The organism is Pseudomonas sp. KK4 (genome assembly GCF_001984065.1).
Lineage (GTDB): Bacteria > Pseudomonadota > Gammaproteobacteria > Pseudomonadales > Pseudomonadaceae > Aquipseudomonas.
The window spans coordinates 38,829-55,979 of sequence record NZ_LYVP01000020.1 but is presented as its reverse complement, the minus strand read 5'-3'; the positions used below and the strand labels follow the sequence as shown (position 1 = coordinate 55,979).

Annotated in this window: 15 protein-coding genes and 1 riboswitch; of the genes, 3 read left to right on the top strand and 12 right to left on the bottom strand. The window is 62.7% G+C overall.

What is annotated here, in order from left to right; all coding sequences use genetic code 11:
* Positions 1–45 precede the first annotated feature (45 nt).
* From B0W55_RS10155 to B0W55_RS10105, 11 genes are all read right to left on the bottom strand, one after another.
* Entirely contained in the window at positions 46–930 is an 885-nt protein-coding gene (locus B0W55_RS10155; RefSeq protein ID WP_077045868.1) for an alpha/beta fold hydrolase, read from the bottom strand.
* Between the two features lie 313 nt (positions 931–1,243).
* A complete protein-coding gene (locus B0W55_RS10150; protein WP_077045867.1) occupies positions 1,244–1,936 on the bottom strand; it encodes a pseudouridine synthase in 693 nt (230 codons plus the stop codon).
* Positions 1,937–1,970: 34 nt separating this feature from the next.
* A complete protein-coding gene (locus B0W55_RS10145) occupies positions 1,971–2,189 on the bottom strand; it encodes a cysteine-rich CWC family protein (RefSeq protein WP_077045866.1) in 219 nt (72 codons plus the stop codon).
* The gene (locus B0W55_RS10140; protein WP_077045865.1) at positions 2,176–3,669 is read right to left on the bottom strand and encodes a sensor domain-containing diguanylate cyclase; all 1,494 of its coding nucleotides are present in this window, start codon (positions 3,667–3,669) and stop codon (positions 2,176–2,178) included. Before B0W55_RS10140 ends, B0W55_RS10145 begins: the two co-directional genes overlap by 14 nt.
* Positions 3,670–3,871: 202 nt before the next feature.
* The gene (gene atzF, locus B0W55_RS10135) at positions 3,872–5,644 is read right to left on the bottom strand and encodes an allophanate hydrolase (protein WP_077045864.1); all 1,773 of its coding nucleotides are present in this window, start codon (positions 5,642–5,644) and stop codon (positions 3,872–3,874) included.
* A 24-nt stretch (positions 5,645–5,668) separates the two neighbouring features.
* On the bottom strand, positions 5,669–9,355 hold the full coding sequence (gene uca, locus B0W55_RS10130) for an urea carboxylase (RefSeq protein WP_077045863.1): 3,687 nt from the start codon (positions 9,353–9,355) through the stop codon (positions 5,669–5,671).
* A 282-nt stretch (positions 9,356–9,637) separates the two neighbouring features.
* Positions 9,638–10,279, bottom strand: a complete 642-nt coding sequence (locus B0W55_RS10125; protein ID WP_077045862.1) for an urea amidolyase associated protein UAAP2 — start codon at positions 10,277–10,279, stop codon at positions 9,638–9,640.
* Between the two features lie 11 nt (positions 10,280–10,290).
* Positions 10,291–11,016, bottom strand: coding sequence for an urea amidolyase associated protein UAAP1 (locus B0W55_RS10120; protein WP_077045861.1), 726 nt, complete (start codon positions 11,014–11,016; stop codon positions 10,291–10,293).
* A 12-nt stretch (positions 11,017–11,028) separates the two neighbouring features.
* Complete coding sequence (locus tag B0W55_RS10115) at positions 11,029–11,817, bottom strand: ABC transporter ATP-binding protein (protein WP_077045860.1); 789 nt, start codon at positions 11,815–11,817, stop codon at positions 11,029–11,031.
* Complete coding sequence (locus B0W55_RS10110) at positions 11,814–12,629, bottom strand: ABC transporter permease (protein WP_077045859.1); 816 nt, start codon at positions 12,627–12,629, stop codon at positions 11,814–11,816. Before B0W55_RS10110 ends, B0W55_RS10115 begins: the two co-directional genes overlap by 4 nt.
* Positions 12,630–12,644: 15 nt before the next feature.
* The gene (locus B0W55_RS10105) at positions 12,645–13,712 is read right to left on the bottom strand and encodes a putative urea ABC transporter substrate-binding protein (RefSeq protein ID WP_077045858.1); all 1,068 of its coding nucleotides are present in this window, start codon (positions 13,710–13,712) and stop codon (positions 12,645–12,647) included.
* 63 nt (positions 13,713–13,775) lie between these two features.
* Positions 13,776–13,876: riboswitch (guanidine-I (ykkC/yxkD leader) on the bottom strand.
* Between the two features lie 276 nt (positions 13,877–14,152).
* On the opposite strand from B0W55_RS10105, the gene B0W55_RS10100 reads away from it, so the two are divergent.
* On the top strand, positions 14,153–14,398 hold the full coding sequence (locus B0W55_RS10100) for a hypothetical protein (protein WP_077045884.1): 246 nt from the start codon (positions 14,153–14,155) through the stop codon (positions 14,396–14,398).
* A 167-nt stretch (positions 14,399–14,565) separates the two neighbouring features.
* Complete coding sequence (locus B0W55_RS31105) at positions 14,566–15,009, top strand: hypothetical protein (protein WP_077045857.1); 444 nt, start codon at positions 14,566–14,568, stop codon at positions 15,007–15,009.
* A gap of 119 nt (positions 15,010–15,128) precedes the next feature.
* Here the strand turns inward: B0W55_RS31105 and B0W55_RS10090 are convergent, their stop codons facing one another.
* The gene (locus B0W55_RS10090) at positions 15,129–16,241 is read right to left on the bottom strand and encodes an enoyl-CoA hydratase/isomerase family protein (protein WP_077045856.1); all 1,113 of its coding nucleotides are present in this window, start codon (positions 16,239–16,241) and stop codon (positions 15,129–15,131) included.
* Between the two features lie 132 nt (positions 16,242–16,373).
* On the opposite strand from B0W55_RS10090, the gene ung reads away from it, so the two are divergent.
* Positions 16,374–17,066 (top strand): uracil-DNA glycosylase, encoded by a 693-nt coding sequence (gene ung / locus B0W55_RS10085; protein ID WP_077045855.1) that lies wholly within the window; start codon positions 16,374–16,376, stop codon positions 17,064–17,066.
* The last annotated feature ends 85 nt before the right edge of the window (positions 17,067–17,151 follow it).

Below are 17,151 nucleotides of genomic sequence, written 5' to 3'. Positions count from 1 at the left end.
CGGGATTACGTAAGGGGCGGGAGGCTTGCTCGCGATGACGCTGTTTCAGATGGACAATGCATGGTGGTCCTGAACGTAGTGGTAACGCGGTCGGCTTTCGTGTTGCGCCGGCTTCAGGAACCCCAGCAGTGCGTTGCGGCTGTCTCGGCAGGCGGCTTTGTGTTCCATGTCGAGAAAGTGGCCGGTGGCTTCAAGGGTGGTGAAGGTGGCGTGTTGCACGTGGTTGGCGAACAACCGGGCGCCGTCGGCGGCGGTGTATTCGTCCCATTCGCCGTTCATGAACAGTACTGGCACGTTGATCTTTTGCGCAGCTTTCAAGAAGCATTGGCGATCGCTGTGCAGCAGGTCGCTGATGTGAAAGTGCATCTGCCCGTATTCGTGATCGGCCAGGCTGCTGACGTGGCGATAGTTGAAGCGCTTGAACAGCGTTGGCAGGTGTTTGCCGATGGTGCTGTTCACCAGGTTGCCGACCCGGTCGCCGTCGCGACTGCCGAGGTAGTCCACGCCGCGCTCGAGGTAGTCGAGCATGTGCGCGTTGATCTCCGGGGAGAACGAACTGATCACGGCTTTTTCGATGCGCCGTGGCTGTTGGGCCAGGGCGACCAGTGTGGCGGCGCCACCCCAGGAAAACGACAGCACGTGTTCGGCGGCGAAGTGGTCGATCAGCTCCAGGAGGATCTGCCCTTCGACTTCCTTGGTCAGCAATTTTTCGTGCAGGTTGTGGGCCTTGGACCTGCCCGCGTAGGGCTGGTCGTAGCACACCACGTTGAACTGCGGATGCAGGTTTTTCACGGTTTGAGCAAACGACGCAGTCGTGGCCATCGAGCCGTTGACCAAGATGATGGTCTTCTCTGCGGCGTCTGCGCGATAGAACTCCGTGTAAACCCGATACTGACCCTGTATATCCAGCACAGCGATTTCTGGCCTCATGTCATAAGACTCCTGGCAAGCGGGTATGCGCGCAAAAGAGATTGCACGAGCTTTGTGACAGGTAGGCATATGCCTGGAATTTTGGAGGCCCATGTCGATCCAGTGCAGTCCGGTCGACGGGTGTTGTTATTGGCGGGCAGTTTGCCGGGTGAGGCCGGAAACCCATGGGTTCCTACCGGCAAAAAGTTTCTTAGAAGTATGTTGTGACTCGTCGGTCACAATTCGGCCGACGTCCTGATTCAAGCAGGGGTCACATCATTGCGCAAGTGCCGTTGGTAAATTGTTCGACAACTTCTGCTCAGCGGTAGGGGGCTTAGATCGATTCGATCTCATCGACGCTCAGGGGGCGGTATTCGCCCGGTTTCAGCGTGGTATCGAGCACCAGCGGACCCATGCGTTCGCGATGCAGGCGCAGCACTTTGTTGTCGAAGTGGCCAAACATGCGCTTCACCTGATGGTAACGACCCTCGACGATGCTCAGCCGCGCGGATTTCGGGCCCAGCAGTTCCAGCTCGGCGGGTTGAGTAGTGAGGTCCTCGAAGGCGAAGTACAGACCTTCCTTGAACGTGAGCGCGTACTCGGGGCCGATGACATGCTCGGTTTCGACGTAGTAGACCTTCGGCAGCTTGGTCTGCGGTTGGGTCAGGCGCCGCGACCAGCTGCCGTCGTTGGTGATCAGCATCAGGCCGGTGGTGTTGAAGTCCAGGCGGCCGGCGATGTGCAGGTCGTCCTTGTCCGGCTCATGGATCAAATCGAGTACGGTCGGGTGCTGCGGATCGCGGGTGGCGCTGACGCAACCGGCGGGCTTGTGCAGCATGAAGTGGCGCAGCGGTTTGCCGACCTGCAGGACCTCGTCATCGACTTCGACGCGGCTGAACTCACGGACTTCCGAATGGGGGTCGCTGACGACTTTTCCGTCAATCCTGACGCGCTTTTCCACCAGCAACAGGCGCACCTGCTGACGGTTGAAGCGGGGCAAGTTGCTGAGGAAACGGTCGACGCGCATGGCTCAAGGATCGGTGAACAAAGGGCCGCGCATCTTACTTGATCGGCGGGTTGGCTGCTTGCAGCTGCGCCTCGACCTCGGCGCAGCGCGGGCACAGGCAGGCGGCGTTGCGCAGTTCGGGCGGCAGCGCCTGGAGCACGGCCGGATCGATGCTGACACTGAAGCACCAGCAGGCCCGATCGACGGTTCGCGGATCGGCCAGGGTGCAATTGTTCGGCGCCCCACAGGCGGGGCAGAGGTCAGGCGGGTTCATAGCTGGAGTGAGGCATTTCCACGCAGGTACGGTTGCGACCACTTTGTTTGGCCCGGTACATCGCATGATCGGCCCGCGATAGCAGGGCGTGCAAGCTGTCGTCGGGTTGCAGGGTGGTCAGGCCGATGCTGACGGTCAGTTGCAGGTCGCTGCCGTTGTAGGCATAGCGCTGCTGTTCCACATGCCGACGAATCTTCTCGGCAATCATCAGGCCGGTCTCGCCGTCGGTGTCCTTGAGCAGCACGATGAACTCTTCACCGCCCCAGCGACAGACGATGTCGGAGTGACGCAGGCAGCTTTCCAGGTCCCGGGCGAAGCCGATCAGCACCTGATCGCCGGCCAGGTGGCCGTAGTTGTCGTTCAGGGCTTTGAAATGGTCCAGGTCCAGCAGCAGCGCCGTCAGCGGCTTGGGCTCGCGCTGGGCCTCGTGCATGGCTTGCGCGGCCAGCAGGTCGAAGCCGCGGCGGTTGGGCAGTTCGGTCAGGCTGTCGAGGGTGGCCTGGGCGTGGATCTTGCTCTGATAACGCTTGATCACCCGGTTGAGCAGGGCGATCACGGTCAGTGTGACGACAAGGCAGATCAACAGGTTGAGGTACAGGGAACGGCGGATGTCACTGAGGTCGCCGTCTTCGAGTTTGTCGACGAACAGGTACCAGTTCAGCTCCGGGATGAACCGCACGTTGAGGAAATGCCCTTGGCCCTGGCCGGAATATTCGTAGCTGCCGCTGTGGGGCTTGGGCAACTGGCTGACCAGGTTTTTCATGCTGTCGAGTTCGCTCAGCGGCTGGCCGGCCCGGGCGCCTTGCGGGCCGCCCTCGGCGCCGGTGAGTACCAGGCGGCCGAAGGTGTCGACGAAATACACGCTGCGTTGGTAATGCTGTTGGTACTTGTCGATCAGCTTGATCACCGCATCGACCGTCAGCCCCACACCTGCGGCGCCGATGAAGCGGTTGTTGTAGTCGAACACCTTGTAGTTGATGAAGACCGTCAGGTTGTCTTTGTTGGCGAGGTCCGGGTCGACGTTGATCTCGTAGGGATCCTTCATGTCGCGTACGCGAAAGTACCAGGCGTCGCGCGGTTCGGTGGCCTTGACCTGCTTGAGCACGCCTTTGGCGTGGTAGTAGGTCAGGCTGGTGTCGGAGACGAAGAAGGCGGTGTAGGCGCCGTAGTGGGTCATCACCTCGTTGAGGTAGCGGGTCATCTGCTCGGCGTCGCGTTCGCCGTTGACCACCCAGTCGCGCATGAAGGTGTCGCGGGACATCATCGAGGAAATCAGGATCGGCCGGACGAGGTCCTTCTGGATTTCCGAATAGACGGTGTCCGACGTCAGCGGCAGTTCGGTGTTGACGATGTTGTCGCGGATCGACGCTCGCGAGGCGTAGTAACTGAGCAAGGAGGTGGCCAGGAAACCCGCGCCCAGCAAAGCGACCAGCGTGAGGATCAGCGAGCGTTGAGAATACAGCGGCGAGCGAAGCGGCATGACAGTTCCGTTGGCAATGATCCGATGGCCTGCATTCTAGTGGTAACGGCGGAAAATGACTGCTCCCTGTGCGCCGCGAATGGTCGCCCCTGTGCTGACTGTAGGAGCGAGCACGCTCGCGATGCACTCAAGGACACCGCGGGGAATCAGGATGCCCGCGTCATCGTTGACGTCCATCGCGAGCATGCTCGCTCCTACAGGATCAATGCAGGGTTTTGAGGTAGGCGCGCCAGCCGCCGAGGTGGCTGATGTCCAACGCACCCTCCAGGCCGTACGGCTCACAGATGAACCCGCTCTCCCAGCGCCCATCGGACAGTTGCACCTTGCCCAGCCCCAGCGGCGCCGGGATGCCGGTCAGGAACGAGCCCAACTCGCTGCTCGGCAATTCCCAGACTTCCACGGCGATTGCCACGCCGCCCTCCTTGACCCGCACCATCCCCGGACGAAACGGCGGGCCGCCGGCCAAGGCATAGAGTTGATAGTCGGGGGAGCTGAATGTGGTTTCCAGCAGACGGGCGCCGCGTTGCTTGAGTTGCCAGTTCAGCGCCAGGCCGTCCAGGTGCGCACCGCAGACCACCAGCCGGGCACGATCATTGCGCGCGACCGTAGTGGGGGCGGCCACCGCTGAGCGACGCTGCAAGGCATCCGCCACGCTCAACAGATACTGATCGGTAAACGCCCGACCGAACAACGTCACGCCCCACGGCAAGCCGTTGGCCATGAAACCGCTCGGCACGGCGATGGCGGCGTAGTCGAGCAGGTTCATGAAGTTGGTGTAGTACCCCAGCTCCGAATTGCGCAGCACCGGCTCGGCTTCCAGCTCGGCCAGGGTCACGGGGCGACCGATGGTGGGTGTGATCACGCAATCGAGCCCTTCGAGCGCCTGGTCGCACAGCGCTTTCAACGCTTGCAGCCGATACTGGGCTCGGAAGGTTTGCACGCCAGTCACCGCCGGCGCCTTGGCCAGCACGGCGCGAATCACCGGCAGCACGGCTTCGGGGTTCTGCTCCATCAGTTCACCGGCCACGCTGTAGCGTTCGGCGACCCATGGGCCTTCATAGAGCAAGCGCGCGGCTTCGAGAAAGGGCGACAGGTCCAGCTCCACGGCTTCGCCGCCCAGGGCTTGGAGTTGCGCCACGGCATCACTGAACAGCAATGGGCCTTCGGTGCAGCCGAAAAACGCCAGGTCTTGCGAACGGGGCACGCCGAAACGGAAGGGGCGAAGAGCACCGAAGGCCGAGCCGTCATTCCACAGCGGATTGGCGCGGCTGTATTCATCCCGTGGATCGAGGCGTGCGGTCAGCGCCAGCAGCTGACTGGCCTCCCGCGCAGTCGCAGTGAAGGTCGTGACGCAATCCAGTGTGCGACAGGCCGGCACCACGCCCGCCGTGGAGATCAGCCCTTTGCTGGCTTTCATCCCCACCAGATTGTTCAGCGCCGCCGGCACCCGACCGGAACCTGCCGTGTCGGTACCCAGGGAAAAACTCGCCACGCCGAGGGCCACCGCCAGCGAAGATCCCGCGCTGGAACCACCCGATGGATACTCCGGCAACACGCTGTTGGGGCAAGCGCCATAGGGCGAGCGACTGCCATTGAGGCCGGTGGCGAACTGATCGAGGTTGGTCTTGCCCAGCGGAATCGCCCCCAGCGCCAACAACTGCTCGACGATGGTCGCCGACTGCTGCGGCACATAGGCAAATGCCGGGCAAGCCGCCGTGGTGGGAATGCCCGCAAGATCGATGTTGTCCTTGATCGCGAAGGGCACGCCGTACAGCGGCAGGCTGTCGACATCGCGGCCATCGAGGGCGGCCAGGTAGGGCTCCAGTTCTTCGACGCTGAGCAAGTGGATGAACAGGTGATAGTCCGGGTTCAGCGCCGCGGCTTTGTCCCGCAGGCTCAGCAGCAATTGCCGGGGCGTGGTGCTGCCGTCGCGGTAGGCGCTGCGCAGGGCGTCGAGTTGCAGATTGATGTTCATGGGGTTGTCCTTTTCGAAATGGGTTCAGGCGAGTTCCAGCACCACGACGCGCTGTCCGGCGCGCACCGGCGAACCCGGCTGCACGCGGATCTCGCGCACCACGCCGGCCATAGGGGCGAGCAGGGGGATTTCCATCTTCATCGACTCCAGAATCACCAGCACGTCGCCGGCCTCGACCCGGCTTCCGGTTTCCACTTGAACCTGCCAGAGGTTGCCGGCAATGTGGCTGTCGACGCTCAGTTCACCGTTCTCCAACGGGGCGTCTTCGGTCGATTCCGGGGCCGCTTCTTCACTGTCGAAATGCGCCTGGCCGCTGGCAATCCAGCGCTCGCGCTCGGCGTTGAATGCGCCTTGTTGTTGCTGGCGAAACGCAGCGATGGTCTCGGCTTCTTTCGCCAGAAACGCTTGGTAATCCGCCAGATTCAGTTGGCTGTGCTCGATGTTCAGCTCGAAGCGCCCCAACGGGAAATCACGGCGGATGCGCAGCAGTTCATCGGCGCTCACTGGATAAAAACGGATCTGATCGAAGAAGCGCAGCAACCAGGGTTTGCCATCGAACGCGGCGACTTCGCGGTAGCGGTTCCACATCTGCAGGGTGCGGCCAACAAACTGATAACCGCCGGGGCCTTCCATGCCGTACACGCACATGTAGGCGCCGCCGATGCCCACCGAGTTTTCCGCGGTCCAGGTGCGGGCCGGGTTGTATTTGGTGGTGACCAGGCGATGCCGCGGGTCGAGCGGGGTGGCCACCGGGGCGCCGAGGTAGACGTCGCCCAGGCCCATCACCAGGTAGCTGGCGTCGAACACCGTGCGTTGCACTTCGTCGAGGTTGGGCAGGTCGTTGATGCGGCGGATGAACTCCAGGTTGCTCGGGCACCAGGGAGCGTCCTTGCGCACGGTGGTCATGTATTTCTCGATCGCCAACTGGCACGCCGGGTCGTCCCAGGACAGCGGCAGGTGGACGATGCGCGAGGGCACTTGCAGGTCCTTGGCGGCGCACACCGCGTCCCATTCACCGGCGACGATGCCCAGCAGATCGGCCAGCGGCAGTTGCTCGGGCTGGTAGTGCACTTGCAGCGAGCGGATGCCCGGGGTCAGGTCGATGACGCCGTGCAGGTGCTTGGCTTCCAGCGCCTGCATGAGGGCGTGGGCGCGAAAGCGCAGCACGAGGTCCAGTTCAGGCGCGCCGATTTCCAGGAGCAGGTGGGTGTCGCCCGACAGCCTCGCAACCAGCCGCGTATCCCCCTGACCAATATCCAAAACCACAGGCGACACAAGACCCTGTGGGAGGAGATGACCTGTGGCGAGCGAGCTTGCTCGCACTGGGGTGCGCAGCGCCCCCAATCCCTGCAACCCGTTTCCTCCAGACATGCCGCATTGAGAGTGCTGCGCACTCGAACGGGAGCAAGCTCCCTCGCCACAAAGGCTGTGGTGTGCGAGATGGCGAGCGGTCTTGAGGTCGACCGGTTGGAACTGCACCTTGTCGCCAGCCTTGAGTTGGCCCAGTTGCCAAAGATCCGCCTCGATCACCGTCACCGGGCACACGAACCCACCCAGGCTCGGGCCATCCGGCCCCAGGATCACCGGCATGTCCCCGGTGAAATCCACCGCGCCGATCGCATACGGATTGTCATGGATGTTCGACGGATGCAGGCCCGCTTCACCGCCATCGGCACGCACCCATTCCGGCTTCGGTCCGATCAGGCGCACACCGGTGCGGCTGGAGTTGAAATGCACTTCCCACTGGGTCGCGAAGAAGGTGCCGATGTAGCTTTCGGTGAAGTACTCCGGCGCGCCGTGGGGGCCGTAGATCACGCGGATTTGCCGCACGGCTGGCAGCTCGGCGACATCAGGCAGTTGCTCACCGGCGCTGCGATCGGTCAGCGCAGGCACATGCAACACGTCGCCAGCGCGCAAAGCACGGCCACCGTGGCCACCAAACTGGCCCAGGGTGAAGGTGCTTTTGCTGCCCAGATAATCCGGCACCTGAAGACCGCCTCGCAGACACAGATAGCTGCGCGCGCCCGCACCGGCAATGGTGCCCAGGCTCAAGGTGGCGCCGGCCGGAATCAACAGCGCCGTGTTCATGGCGACGGCTTCACCGTTCAACGTCAGCGGGATGACTGCCCCGGTCACCGCCACCACCGCATCGCAATTGAAGCGCAGCAACGGCCCGCTCATGGTGATTTCCAGCGCGGCGGCGCCTTCGTCGTTGCCCAGCAAAAGATTGCCCAGACGCAGGGCGCGACTGTCCATCGGTCCTGATGGCGGCACGCCCACGGCCCAGTAGCCAAGGCGACCTGGATAATCCTGAACGCTGGTCTGGGTGCCGGCGCTGAGCACTTCGAAGGTATTGGCCTGATACACAAGGCCTTCGAGGCACCGGGTCCAGGGCTGGCCGCTGGCGAACGGCGCATCGAGCAGAATCTGCCGCAGGTAATCGCGGTTGGTTTCCACGCCGTACAGCGCGCTGTCGCCCAACGCCTGATGCAGATCGGCGCGGGCCTCTTCACGGGTCGGTGCCCAACTGATGACCTTGGCGATCATCGGATCGAAGTACGGCGGGATCTCGCAACCGGCCTCGACCCAAGTGTCGATGCGCAACTGTTTGCCATCGGCCACCGGGAAATTCACGGCGGTGAGCAGGCCGGGGCTCGGTTGGAAATCCCGACCCGGGTCTTCGGCGTACAGCCGCGCCTGAATGGCATGGCCCTCGGCTTTCAAGCCCTGGCTCAACAGGCTCAACGGCGGCAGATCGCCGGCCGCCAGTTCAATCATCCAGCGCACCAGATCCACGCCCCACACCTGTTCGGTGACGCCGTGCTCGACCTGCAGGCGGGTGTTCACTTCCAGAAAGTAAAAACGCTGGGCATCGCTGTCGAACACGAACTCCACGGTGCCGGCGCTGCGATAGTTCACCGCTTTGGCCAGTTTGATCGCCGCCGCGCACAGCGCTTGCGCCATGCCGTCGGGCAGGTTGGGCGCGGGGGTTTCTTCGAGGACTTTCTGATTGCGGCGCTGCACCGAGCAGTCGCGCACGCCGAGGGCAATCACTTCACCGGCGCCATCACCGAACACTTGCACTTCCAGGTGCCGGGCGCGCTGGATGTACTTCTCGATGAACACCCCGGCGTCGCTGAAATTGTTCTGGCCCAGGCGTTTTACCGCCTCGAAGGACTCGCTCAACTCGGCGGCGCTGCGGCACACGCGCATGCCGATGCCGCCACCGCCGGCGGTGCTCTTGAGCATCACCGGGTAGCCAACCTGTTCGCCGGCGATCAACGCCGCGTCGAGGCTTTCCAGCAGCTCGGTGCCTTCGAGCATCGGCACGCCGTGTTGTTTGGCCAGGGCGCGTGCGGTGTGCTTGAGGCCGAATACCCGCAGTTGCTCCGGCGTCGGGCCGATGAAGGCGATGTCGGCGGCTTCGCAGGCTTCGGCGAACGCGGCGTTTTCCGAGAGGAAACCGTAGCCGGGATGAATCGCCGTGGCGCCGCTGGCTTTGGCGATGGCGAGGATCTTGTCCACGGCCAGATAGGTGCCGGCGGCCGCGCCTTCGCCGAGGCTGTGGGCCTCATCGGCCTGCAGGATGTGCAGGCTGGCGATGTCTGCTTCGGAGTAAACGGCGACGCCCTGGACGCTCAGTTCACGCAAGGTGCGCAGGATGCGGCAGGCGATGGCGCCACGGTTGGCAATCAGGACTTTTTCGAACATGGCATAACCCCTGAAGGGGATGCGGGCCGTCCCGCAGTTTTTCGATGAGCGCCGGGGTCGTCCCCGGCGGCAGAATCAATTCTCTTCAGCACACCACCGACCCCTGTGGGAGCGGGCTTGCTCGCGAAGGTGGTGTGTCAGTCGACATCTGTATTTATTGACACACCGCTTTCGCGAGCAAGCCCGCTCCCACAATGGGGATGCGGTGTTTTTACTTTTTGAGGCACTGCCCGGAACGGGCCTGGCACAGGGCGAACAGCCATTTACGCAACCGCGCCAGTTTCAGTTCCATACCAAGAGCTCCGCAGGGGTCGGGTTGTAGGCGTTGCAGGGGTTGTTCAGTTGCGGGCAGTTGGAAATCAGCACGATCACGTCCATCTCGGCCCGCAGGTCGACGTACTTGCCCGGGGCGGAAATCCCGTCTTCGAACGTCAGGCCACCGTCGGCGGTGACCGGTACGTTCATGAAGAAATTGATGTTCGGCCCGATGTCGCCCTTGCCCAGTCGCCCATCGTGCACGCAGGCGCGCAGGTAGTTGTCGCGGCAGCTGTGCATGTAGCGTTTTTCCAGGGCGTAGCGCACGGTGTTGCTCTCTTGGGCGCAGGCGCCGCCGAGGGTGTCGTGGCGCCCGCAGGTGTCGGCGACGATGGTCAGCATCGGCTTGCCGAGGTTGGAATACAGCACGCTGCCGGTGCTCAGGTACACGCTGTTCTGCCGGCGCAGGGTGCGTTGCACGTCGTAGCGTTCCTTGGGGTTGGCGACGCTGTAGAACAGGGTATCGACGGCCTGGTTGCCTTCCAGGTCGAGGATGCGCAGGGTCTGGCCGGCCTTGACCTCCATCAGCCAGGGTTCGCCGGCGGGGATGGTGGCGCGATAGATGGCGGCTTCTGGCTGCTTTTCAGTGGTGACAATGGCGAGTGACATGGCAGCGATCCTCAGGCGAACAGACGGTCGGTGTTGATGAAGCCGCGCTCGTTTTCCGGGCGCGAAGTGCGGCAATGTTCGGCGACGCTGGCGTCGGCGTTCATCCAGCTGAGCTTCAGGGGCTTGGGGGCGTACTCCGGCGCCGGGTCCATCGGGTGTTGCAGGGCGGTGAGCACCACCAGGGTGTCCATCGGCGCATACAACTCGATGTAGTCGCCGGCCTTTGAGTTGCCTTCGACGAAGTGGAAGCGCCCGGCGTCATCGACGTTCACGCGGCTGAACAGGTTGAGGGTCATCAGCAGATCCGAGAGGCCCAAACCCCACTTGCCCAGTTCCACCAGCAGGTTGTCGGTGCCATTGCGGAAGAAGCCGTTGCGCAGTTCCTGATAACGGCCCGCGCCGTATTTTTCCGCGACTTCCTGGGCGCAGAGCACACCGCCGAGGCTGTCGCTCCAGCCGCAGGTGTCGGCGGTGATCGCCGCCAGCACCCGGCCCATGTCCGAGTACAGGCAATGACCGGCAGTGAGCTTGGCGGTGTGTTGGCATTTGAGGCTGTCGGGCAGGTTCAGGCGCTCGGTTTTCTCGTTGGCGTTGAGCAGCGTCAGGCTGACGTTGGCGCCGCCGCGAATATCGGTCAGGCGCAGCAATTGGCCGCGTTTCAAGACGAAGGAGCGGTGACCGCCACCGGGCAGCATTTCTTCAGCGAAGGGCGGGAACAGTTGGGTCGAATCAGTCATTTCAGTATTCCTCTAAGCGATGCGAAGCGTGCCTGCCAACGGGATCGGCAGGGCGTCGACGGCGGCACGCTGGGTGCGGCGGTCGCTGTTCAAAGGGATGTCGTAGGTGATGCGCGCGCCATAGGCACCGGGGGCGTGCGGGTCGACGCGAACCTTGTCGAACACCAGCAAACGGGTGCCGAGGCTGAACCCTTCGGACAGGTCGTGGGTGACCATGAACACCGTCAGTTGTGTCTCGCGCCACAGCTCCAGCAGCAGCGCGTGCATGTCTTTGCGGATGCCCGGGTCGAGGGCGCCGAAGGGTTCGTCGAGCAGCAGCACGCGGGGTTTCATGATCAGCGCCTGGGCGATGGCCAGGCGTTGCTGCATGCCGCCGGACAACTGCGCCGGGTACTTGTCCAGCGAGTGGCCGAGGCCGACTTTGTGCAGCAGCACCGCGGCGTGTTCGCGGGCGTCTTTTTTGGCGCTGCCGAACAGGCGGCCCAGCAGGGGCGAGCGTGGCAATTCGAGACCCAGGGCCACGTTGTCCAGCACGCTCAGGTGCGGGAACACCGAGTAGCGCTGGAACACCACGCCACGGCTGGCATCCGGTTCGCCGGCCAAAGCCTGGCCATCGAGCAGGATCTGGCCTCGACTGGCCTTTTCCTGACCGAGCAGCAGGCGCAGGAAAGTCGATTTGCCACAACCGGAGGCCCCGACGAGGGTGCAGAACTCACCTTCGTTGATGCTCAGGTTCAGGCCTTCGAGCACCACCTGATCGGCGTACTGTTGCCAGACGTTTTTCACCGTGATGAAGCTCATGCCCGTGCTCCTTCGTACCAGGGGAACGCACGCTGAGTCAGGCGCTTGAGACCCCAGTCCATCAACCAGGCGAGCAAGGTGATCCACACCACGTAGGGCAGGATCACGTCCATCGCCAGGTAGCGGCGCACCAGGAAGATCCGGTAACCGAGGCCGTCGGTGGAGGCGATGGCTTCGGCGGCGATCAGGAACAGCCACGCCGAGCCGAGCATCAGCCGCAGCGAGATCAACAGGCGCGGCAGCAATTGCGGCAGCACCACCCGCAGCATCAGGGTCCAGGTCGAGGCCCCGAGGGTTTGTGCCTTGATCAGCAGCTCCACCGGAATTTCCCGGGCGCGCTGTTCCAGGTCCCGGGCCAGGGCCGGGGTGATGCCGATCACGATCAGCATCACTTTCGACAACTCGCCGAGGCCGAAGACGATGAACAGGATCGGCAGGATCGCCAGCGGTGGCACCATCGACAGCACCGTCAGCAACGGCGACAACGGTGCGCCGAACAACGGCAGGGTGCCGGCCGCCATGCCCAGGCACAGCCCGGCCAGTGCGGCGATGCCCAGGCCGATGGCCAGGCGCCCCAGGCTGGAGGCGGTGTCCTGCCAGAGCAGGTATTGACCGGTGCGGCTGTCGGCGACGAACGCCAGGCGTTTCACCGCGTCGGTCATCTGCACGGCACTGGGCAGCAGCTTGTCGTTGGGGTTGTCCGCCAGCCGCTCGGCCGAGCCCATGAAGTAGGCGAACAGCACCAGGGCGAACGGCAGGATCACCAGCAACAGGCGACTTGGGCTATCGGGGTGACGATTGATCAGGCGCATGGCCAGGTCCTCTTCTTACAGCTTTGCGTCGGCAGCCATTTGCACGTAGCTGGGGTCGAAGCGCAGCTTGAGGTTGCCCTTGTCACCGCTGGTCACGCCGTTGGCGAAGGCCATGCCGACGGCGCTGGTGTCCTTGGCGCCTTCACCCAGCAAGCCGTGCTGGAAGGAGAATTCGGCAACCTTGCGCATGGTGTCCGGCAGTTGCTTGCTGGTGGAGAACGCCAAGGCTTCCTTGGGCGTGGCGAACAATTTGGTGGTGTCCAGTTGCGCCTGGAAACCGGCCAGGTCGGTGCCGGAGGCCTTGGCCATGTGTTCGAGGGCGGCTTGGCTGGCGGCGTTTTTCGCGTTCATCAACTCCACCACTTCGAACCAGGCGCCGGTCAGCGCCTTGCCCAGGGCGGGGTTGTCTTTGAGGGTGGCGCTGTTGACCACCATCATGTCCATGATTTCGCCGGGGATCTGGCTGGAGTTGAAGACTTCGGTCACCCCGGGCTTGGCTTTGATGTCCGAGAGCATCGGGTTCCAGGTGGTGACGGCGTTGACCTGATCGGTGTTGAAGGCGGCCGAGATGTCGGCGTCGGAGGTGTTGACCACTTTCAGGTCTTTCTCGGTGAGGTCCACCGAATCCAGGGCCCGGGCCAGCAGGTAGTGGGAAACCGACAGTTCCACCAGGTTGACGTCCATGCCCTTGAGGTCAGTGACGGTCTTGCCGTCGCCCTTGAGCACGATGCCATCGTTGCCGTTGGAGAAATCACTGACGATCAATGCGGTGCTGTCGACGCCACCGGCCGCCGGAATGGTCAGCGCATCCATGTTGGTCATGGTGCAGCCGTCGAACTGGCCGGCGGTGTACTGGTTGATGGATTCGACGTAATCGTTGAGCTGCACCACATCGATCTTGATGCCGTACTTCTTCGCCCACTTGTCGACGATGCCCTGGCTGCCGGCGTATTCCCAGGGCATCCAGCCGGCATAAATCGTCCAGCAGACGCTGAAGTGGTCTTTTTGCGCGGCCTGGGATGGGGTGCTGAGCATGGCTGCGAACGCAGCGGCGAGCAGGGCGGGGAAACGTAGTCGGGACATGTCGGATTCTCCAGTTGATCGAGGGCGGACAGGAAGGCAACGCGGCACCGCGAACGGTGGCTTGTCTCCCGGGCTTTTGTCCCGCCGTGTAACCTCAACTGGAGGTCGCCAACTCTCGGACCAGTCACTCGCGATTGCGAGCCGGAACCCTAGTCAGCCATTGCAAATTGTGGTGCCGCGAACCTGTGATGACTCCTGCACGGGTTTGCTAAAGCGAGAGCCGTGCCAAGTCGCCGGGAAGGCTCTGGCGCGGGCGGGCGCGCGATGGGTGCCATTGCGGACGAGGAGGGCTTGCCTTGTGATGGTGCGTGAATGCACCGCATTGGACCGCGTCCGCCACTGATCCGAAGGTTGGCTTGGCGGCGCACTTGATGGCTGTTTGCGAGTCCAAACAGGTGTCAGTCGGCCTGTACCGGCTGCGGGTCTTTCAGGAGGCCGCCATGTTTCGTCGACTGCTGTTGGGTGTCGTTCTCGGTTTGGGCTTGTCCGGCTGCTATTACTACGCCGGTGGCTACGATGTGTACTCCTCGCCCTATTACTATCCCGGCTACGCGCCATATTCCTACTACTATGGCCCGCGTTATTACTACGGCGGACCGCGGTTTTACGGTGGCTATCGCTACTACAACTGGGGCGGGCACGGGCCGCGTTATTACGGCGGTGGATATCGTGGCTGGCATCACTAATCAGCCGGTGAATAGATGAAAAACCTTTCATCGGCCAGATGTTTCAACTTGTTACAGGAACGCACCAGATTCCGAATTCGATGTCAGATGTTTCGACAGTCAACGAATGATCGATTGTCGCCTGCCAGCGTCGCTGGTGTGGCTCACTCGCGGTCCAGGAGGCCGCCATGCTCTGTCTAAAACAGCTGCGAAAAATTCTACTGGTTGCTGTGTCGGGTCTGACCCTGGCTGGGTGCGTGCCTTACTACGATGAAGGATCCAGCTATTACAGCTCCGAGGTCTATACCTCGCCAGCCCCGGCGTATTACTCGGGCGGCGGGCCTTATTATTCAAACGGAGGCTACTACACACCCCCTCGCCGGTATTACGCGCCGCCCGCCAGGTATTACCAGCCTACCCCGCGGTATTACAGCCAGCCTCGGGTTTATCAACCGGCACCCAGGTACTACCAGGCGCGGCCTGACTACCGCGCCTATCAAAATCGCGGCTGGGATGGTCGCAACCGAGGTGATTGGGACAACGATCATGGAGGACGCAATAACCATCGCGGCGGTCGAGGTGACCGCGATGGGCGCGGTGATCATGATGGCCGGGGTGGCGATCACCGATAATCCGGTTTAAACGCCTATCTCTCTGTGGGAGCAGGCTTGCTCGCGAAGGCGGCGTGTCAGACAACATTGTTGTGTGATGACACGCCGCCTTCGCGAGCAAGCCCGCTCCCACATTTTGTTCAGTATTCCGATAGATCGGCTAGCGGATGCCGCCCTTCCCAGACTTTATGGAAGTGCGCCTCCACTACCGCATCCGGCACCGTGTTGATATCCGGCCAATGCCAATGCGGTTTCTGATCCTTGTCGATCAACCGCGCCCGCACCCCCTCGCTGAACTCCGGATGACGGCAGCAGTTGAGGCTCAGGGTGTATTCCATCTGAAAAACCTGTGCCAGGGACAGATGCCGGGCGCGGATGATCTGTTCCCACACCAGATGCGCGGTGAGCGGTGAGCCCTCGCTCATAGTCCGCGCAGCGCGGCTGAGCAAGGCATCGCTGCTATCGACCTGGGCGCTGATGGCCTTCCAGGCGCAACGCACATCGCTGACATCCAGCAGTTCATCGATGCGCTGGCGTCGCGGCAGCCACTGGGCTTCGGGCAACTGCGCAGCGGCTTCCTGTTGCAGCGCCTTGAGCAGGCTGTTGAGCTGAATCGGCGTCTGTTCCTGCCAGTTCAACTGCAGCAGGCCTTCGATCAGCGCTTGCTGTTGTTCATCGAGCAGGAAGCGATCGGCCAGGTCCAGATCGATTGCATCACGACCGTTCATATGGGCGCCGGTGAGGCCAAGGAACAGGCCGAGCTTGCCGGGCAGGCGAGACAGGAACCAACTGGCGCCGACGTCCGGGTACAGACCGATGCTGATCTCCGGCATCGCCAACCGACTGCTGGGCGTGACTATCCGAATGTTCGCCCCTTGCAACAGGCCCATGCCGCCGCCCAGCACATAGCCGTGGCCCCAACAGATCAGCGGTTTGGGGTAGGTATGCAGGCTGAAGTCCAGGTGATATTCGGCGTTGAAGAAGTTCGCGGCCAGGGGCGGCACTTCGCCGGGATGAGCGCGGCAAGCTTCGACCAGGCTGCGCACGTCGCCGCCGGCGCAAAAGGCCTTGGCGCCGTTGCCGCGCAATAGAACGCAGACGATTTGCGGGTCCTTGGCCCAGGCGTCGAGCCGGTCGCGCAGGGCGCTGATCATCGGTAGCGACAGGGCGTTGAGCGACTTTTCCGCGTCCAGGCTGGCGATGCCGATGCGGGCGCCGTCGGTGCCGGTGAGTTCTTCGAAGTGCAGATTCATCGTGACCTCGCTCGGGAATTTGAGGGTTAAGTATGATCGCTGTGGGGGAAAGTGCCGCCACTGTGTCAGATCAATTGACAAGCGCGGTGGGCCTTCTTAGGGTTCGCCCCATTGTTTTTGCCGGATGTAACCATGACTGCCGATGACCGTATCAAACTCGAACCGAGCTGGAAGGAGGCCCTGCGTGCCGAATTCGACCAGCCGTATATGGCGCAGTTGCGTAATTTCCTGCAACAGGAGCGGGCGGCCGGCAAGGAAATCTATCCCCCGGGCCCGATGATCTTCAACGCACTCAATTCCACGCCGCTGGACAAGGTCAAGGTGGTCATCCTCGGTCAGGACCCCTATCACGGCCCGGGCCAGGCCCATGGCTTGTGCTTCTCGGTGCAGCCGGGCGTACCGGCGCCACCGTCACTGCTGAACATCTACAAAGAGCTCAAGCGCGACCTGAACATCGACATCCCCAACCATGGTTACTTGCAGAGCTGGGCCGACCAGGGCGTGCTGATGCTCAACACCACCATGACCGTCGAGCGCGCCAATGCCAACGCGCACAAGGACAAGGGCTGGCAGTTCTTTACCGATCGGATCATTGAAGTGGTCAGCCAGCAGCAGCCGCACCTGGTGTTCATGCTGTGGGGCGCGCATGCCCAGAGCAAGCAGAAGCTGATCGATGCGACCAAGCATCTGGTGCTGACCTCGGTGCATCCGTCGCCGCTGTCCGCTTATCGCGGCTTTCTGGGGTGCGGGCACTTCAGCCGGACCAACAAGTTTCTTGAGCAGAATGGCGAGACGCCGATTGAGTGGCGGTTGCCGCCACTGTGAAAAGCATCGCCAGCAGGCTGGCGCCCACATTGGTTTGCGGTGTTTGCAAAACCTATGGGAGCCAGCCTGCTGGCGATGAATTCAA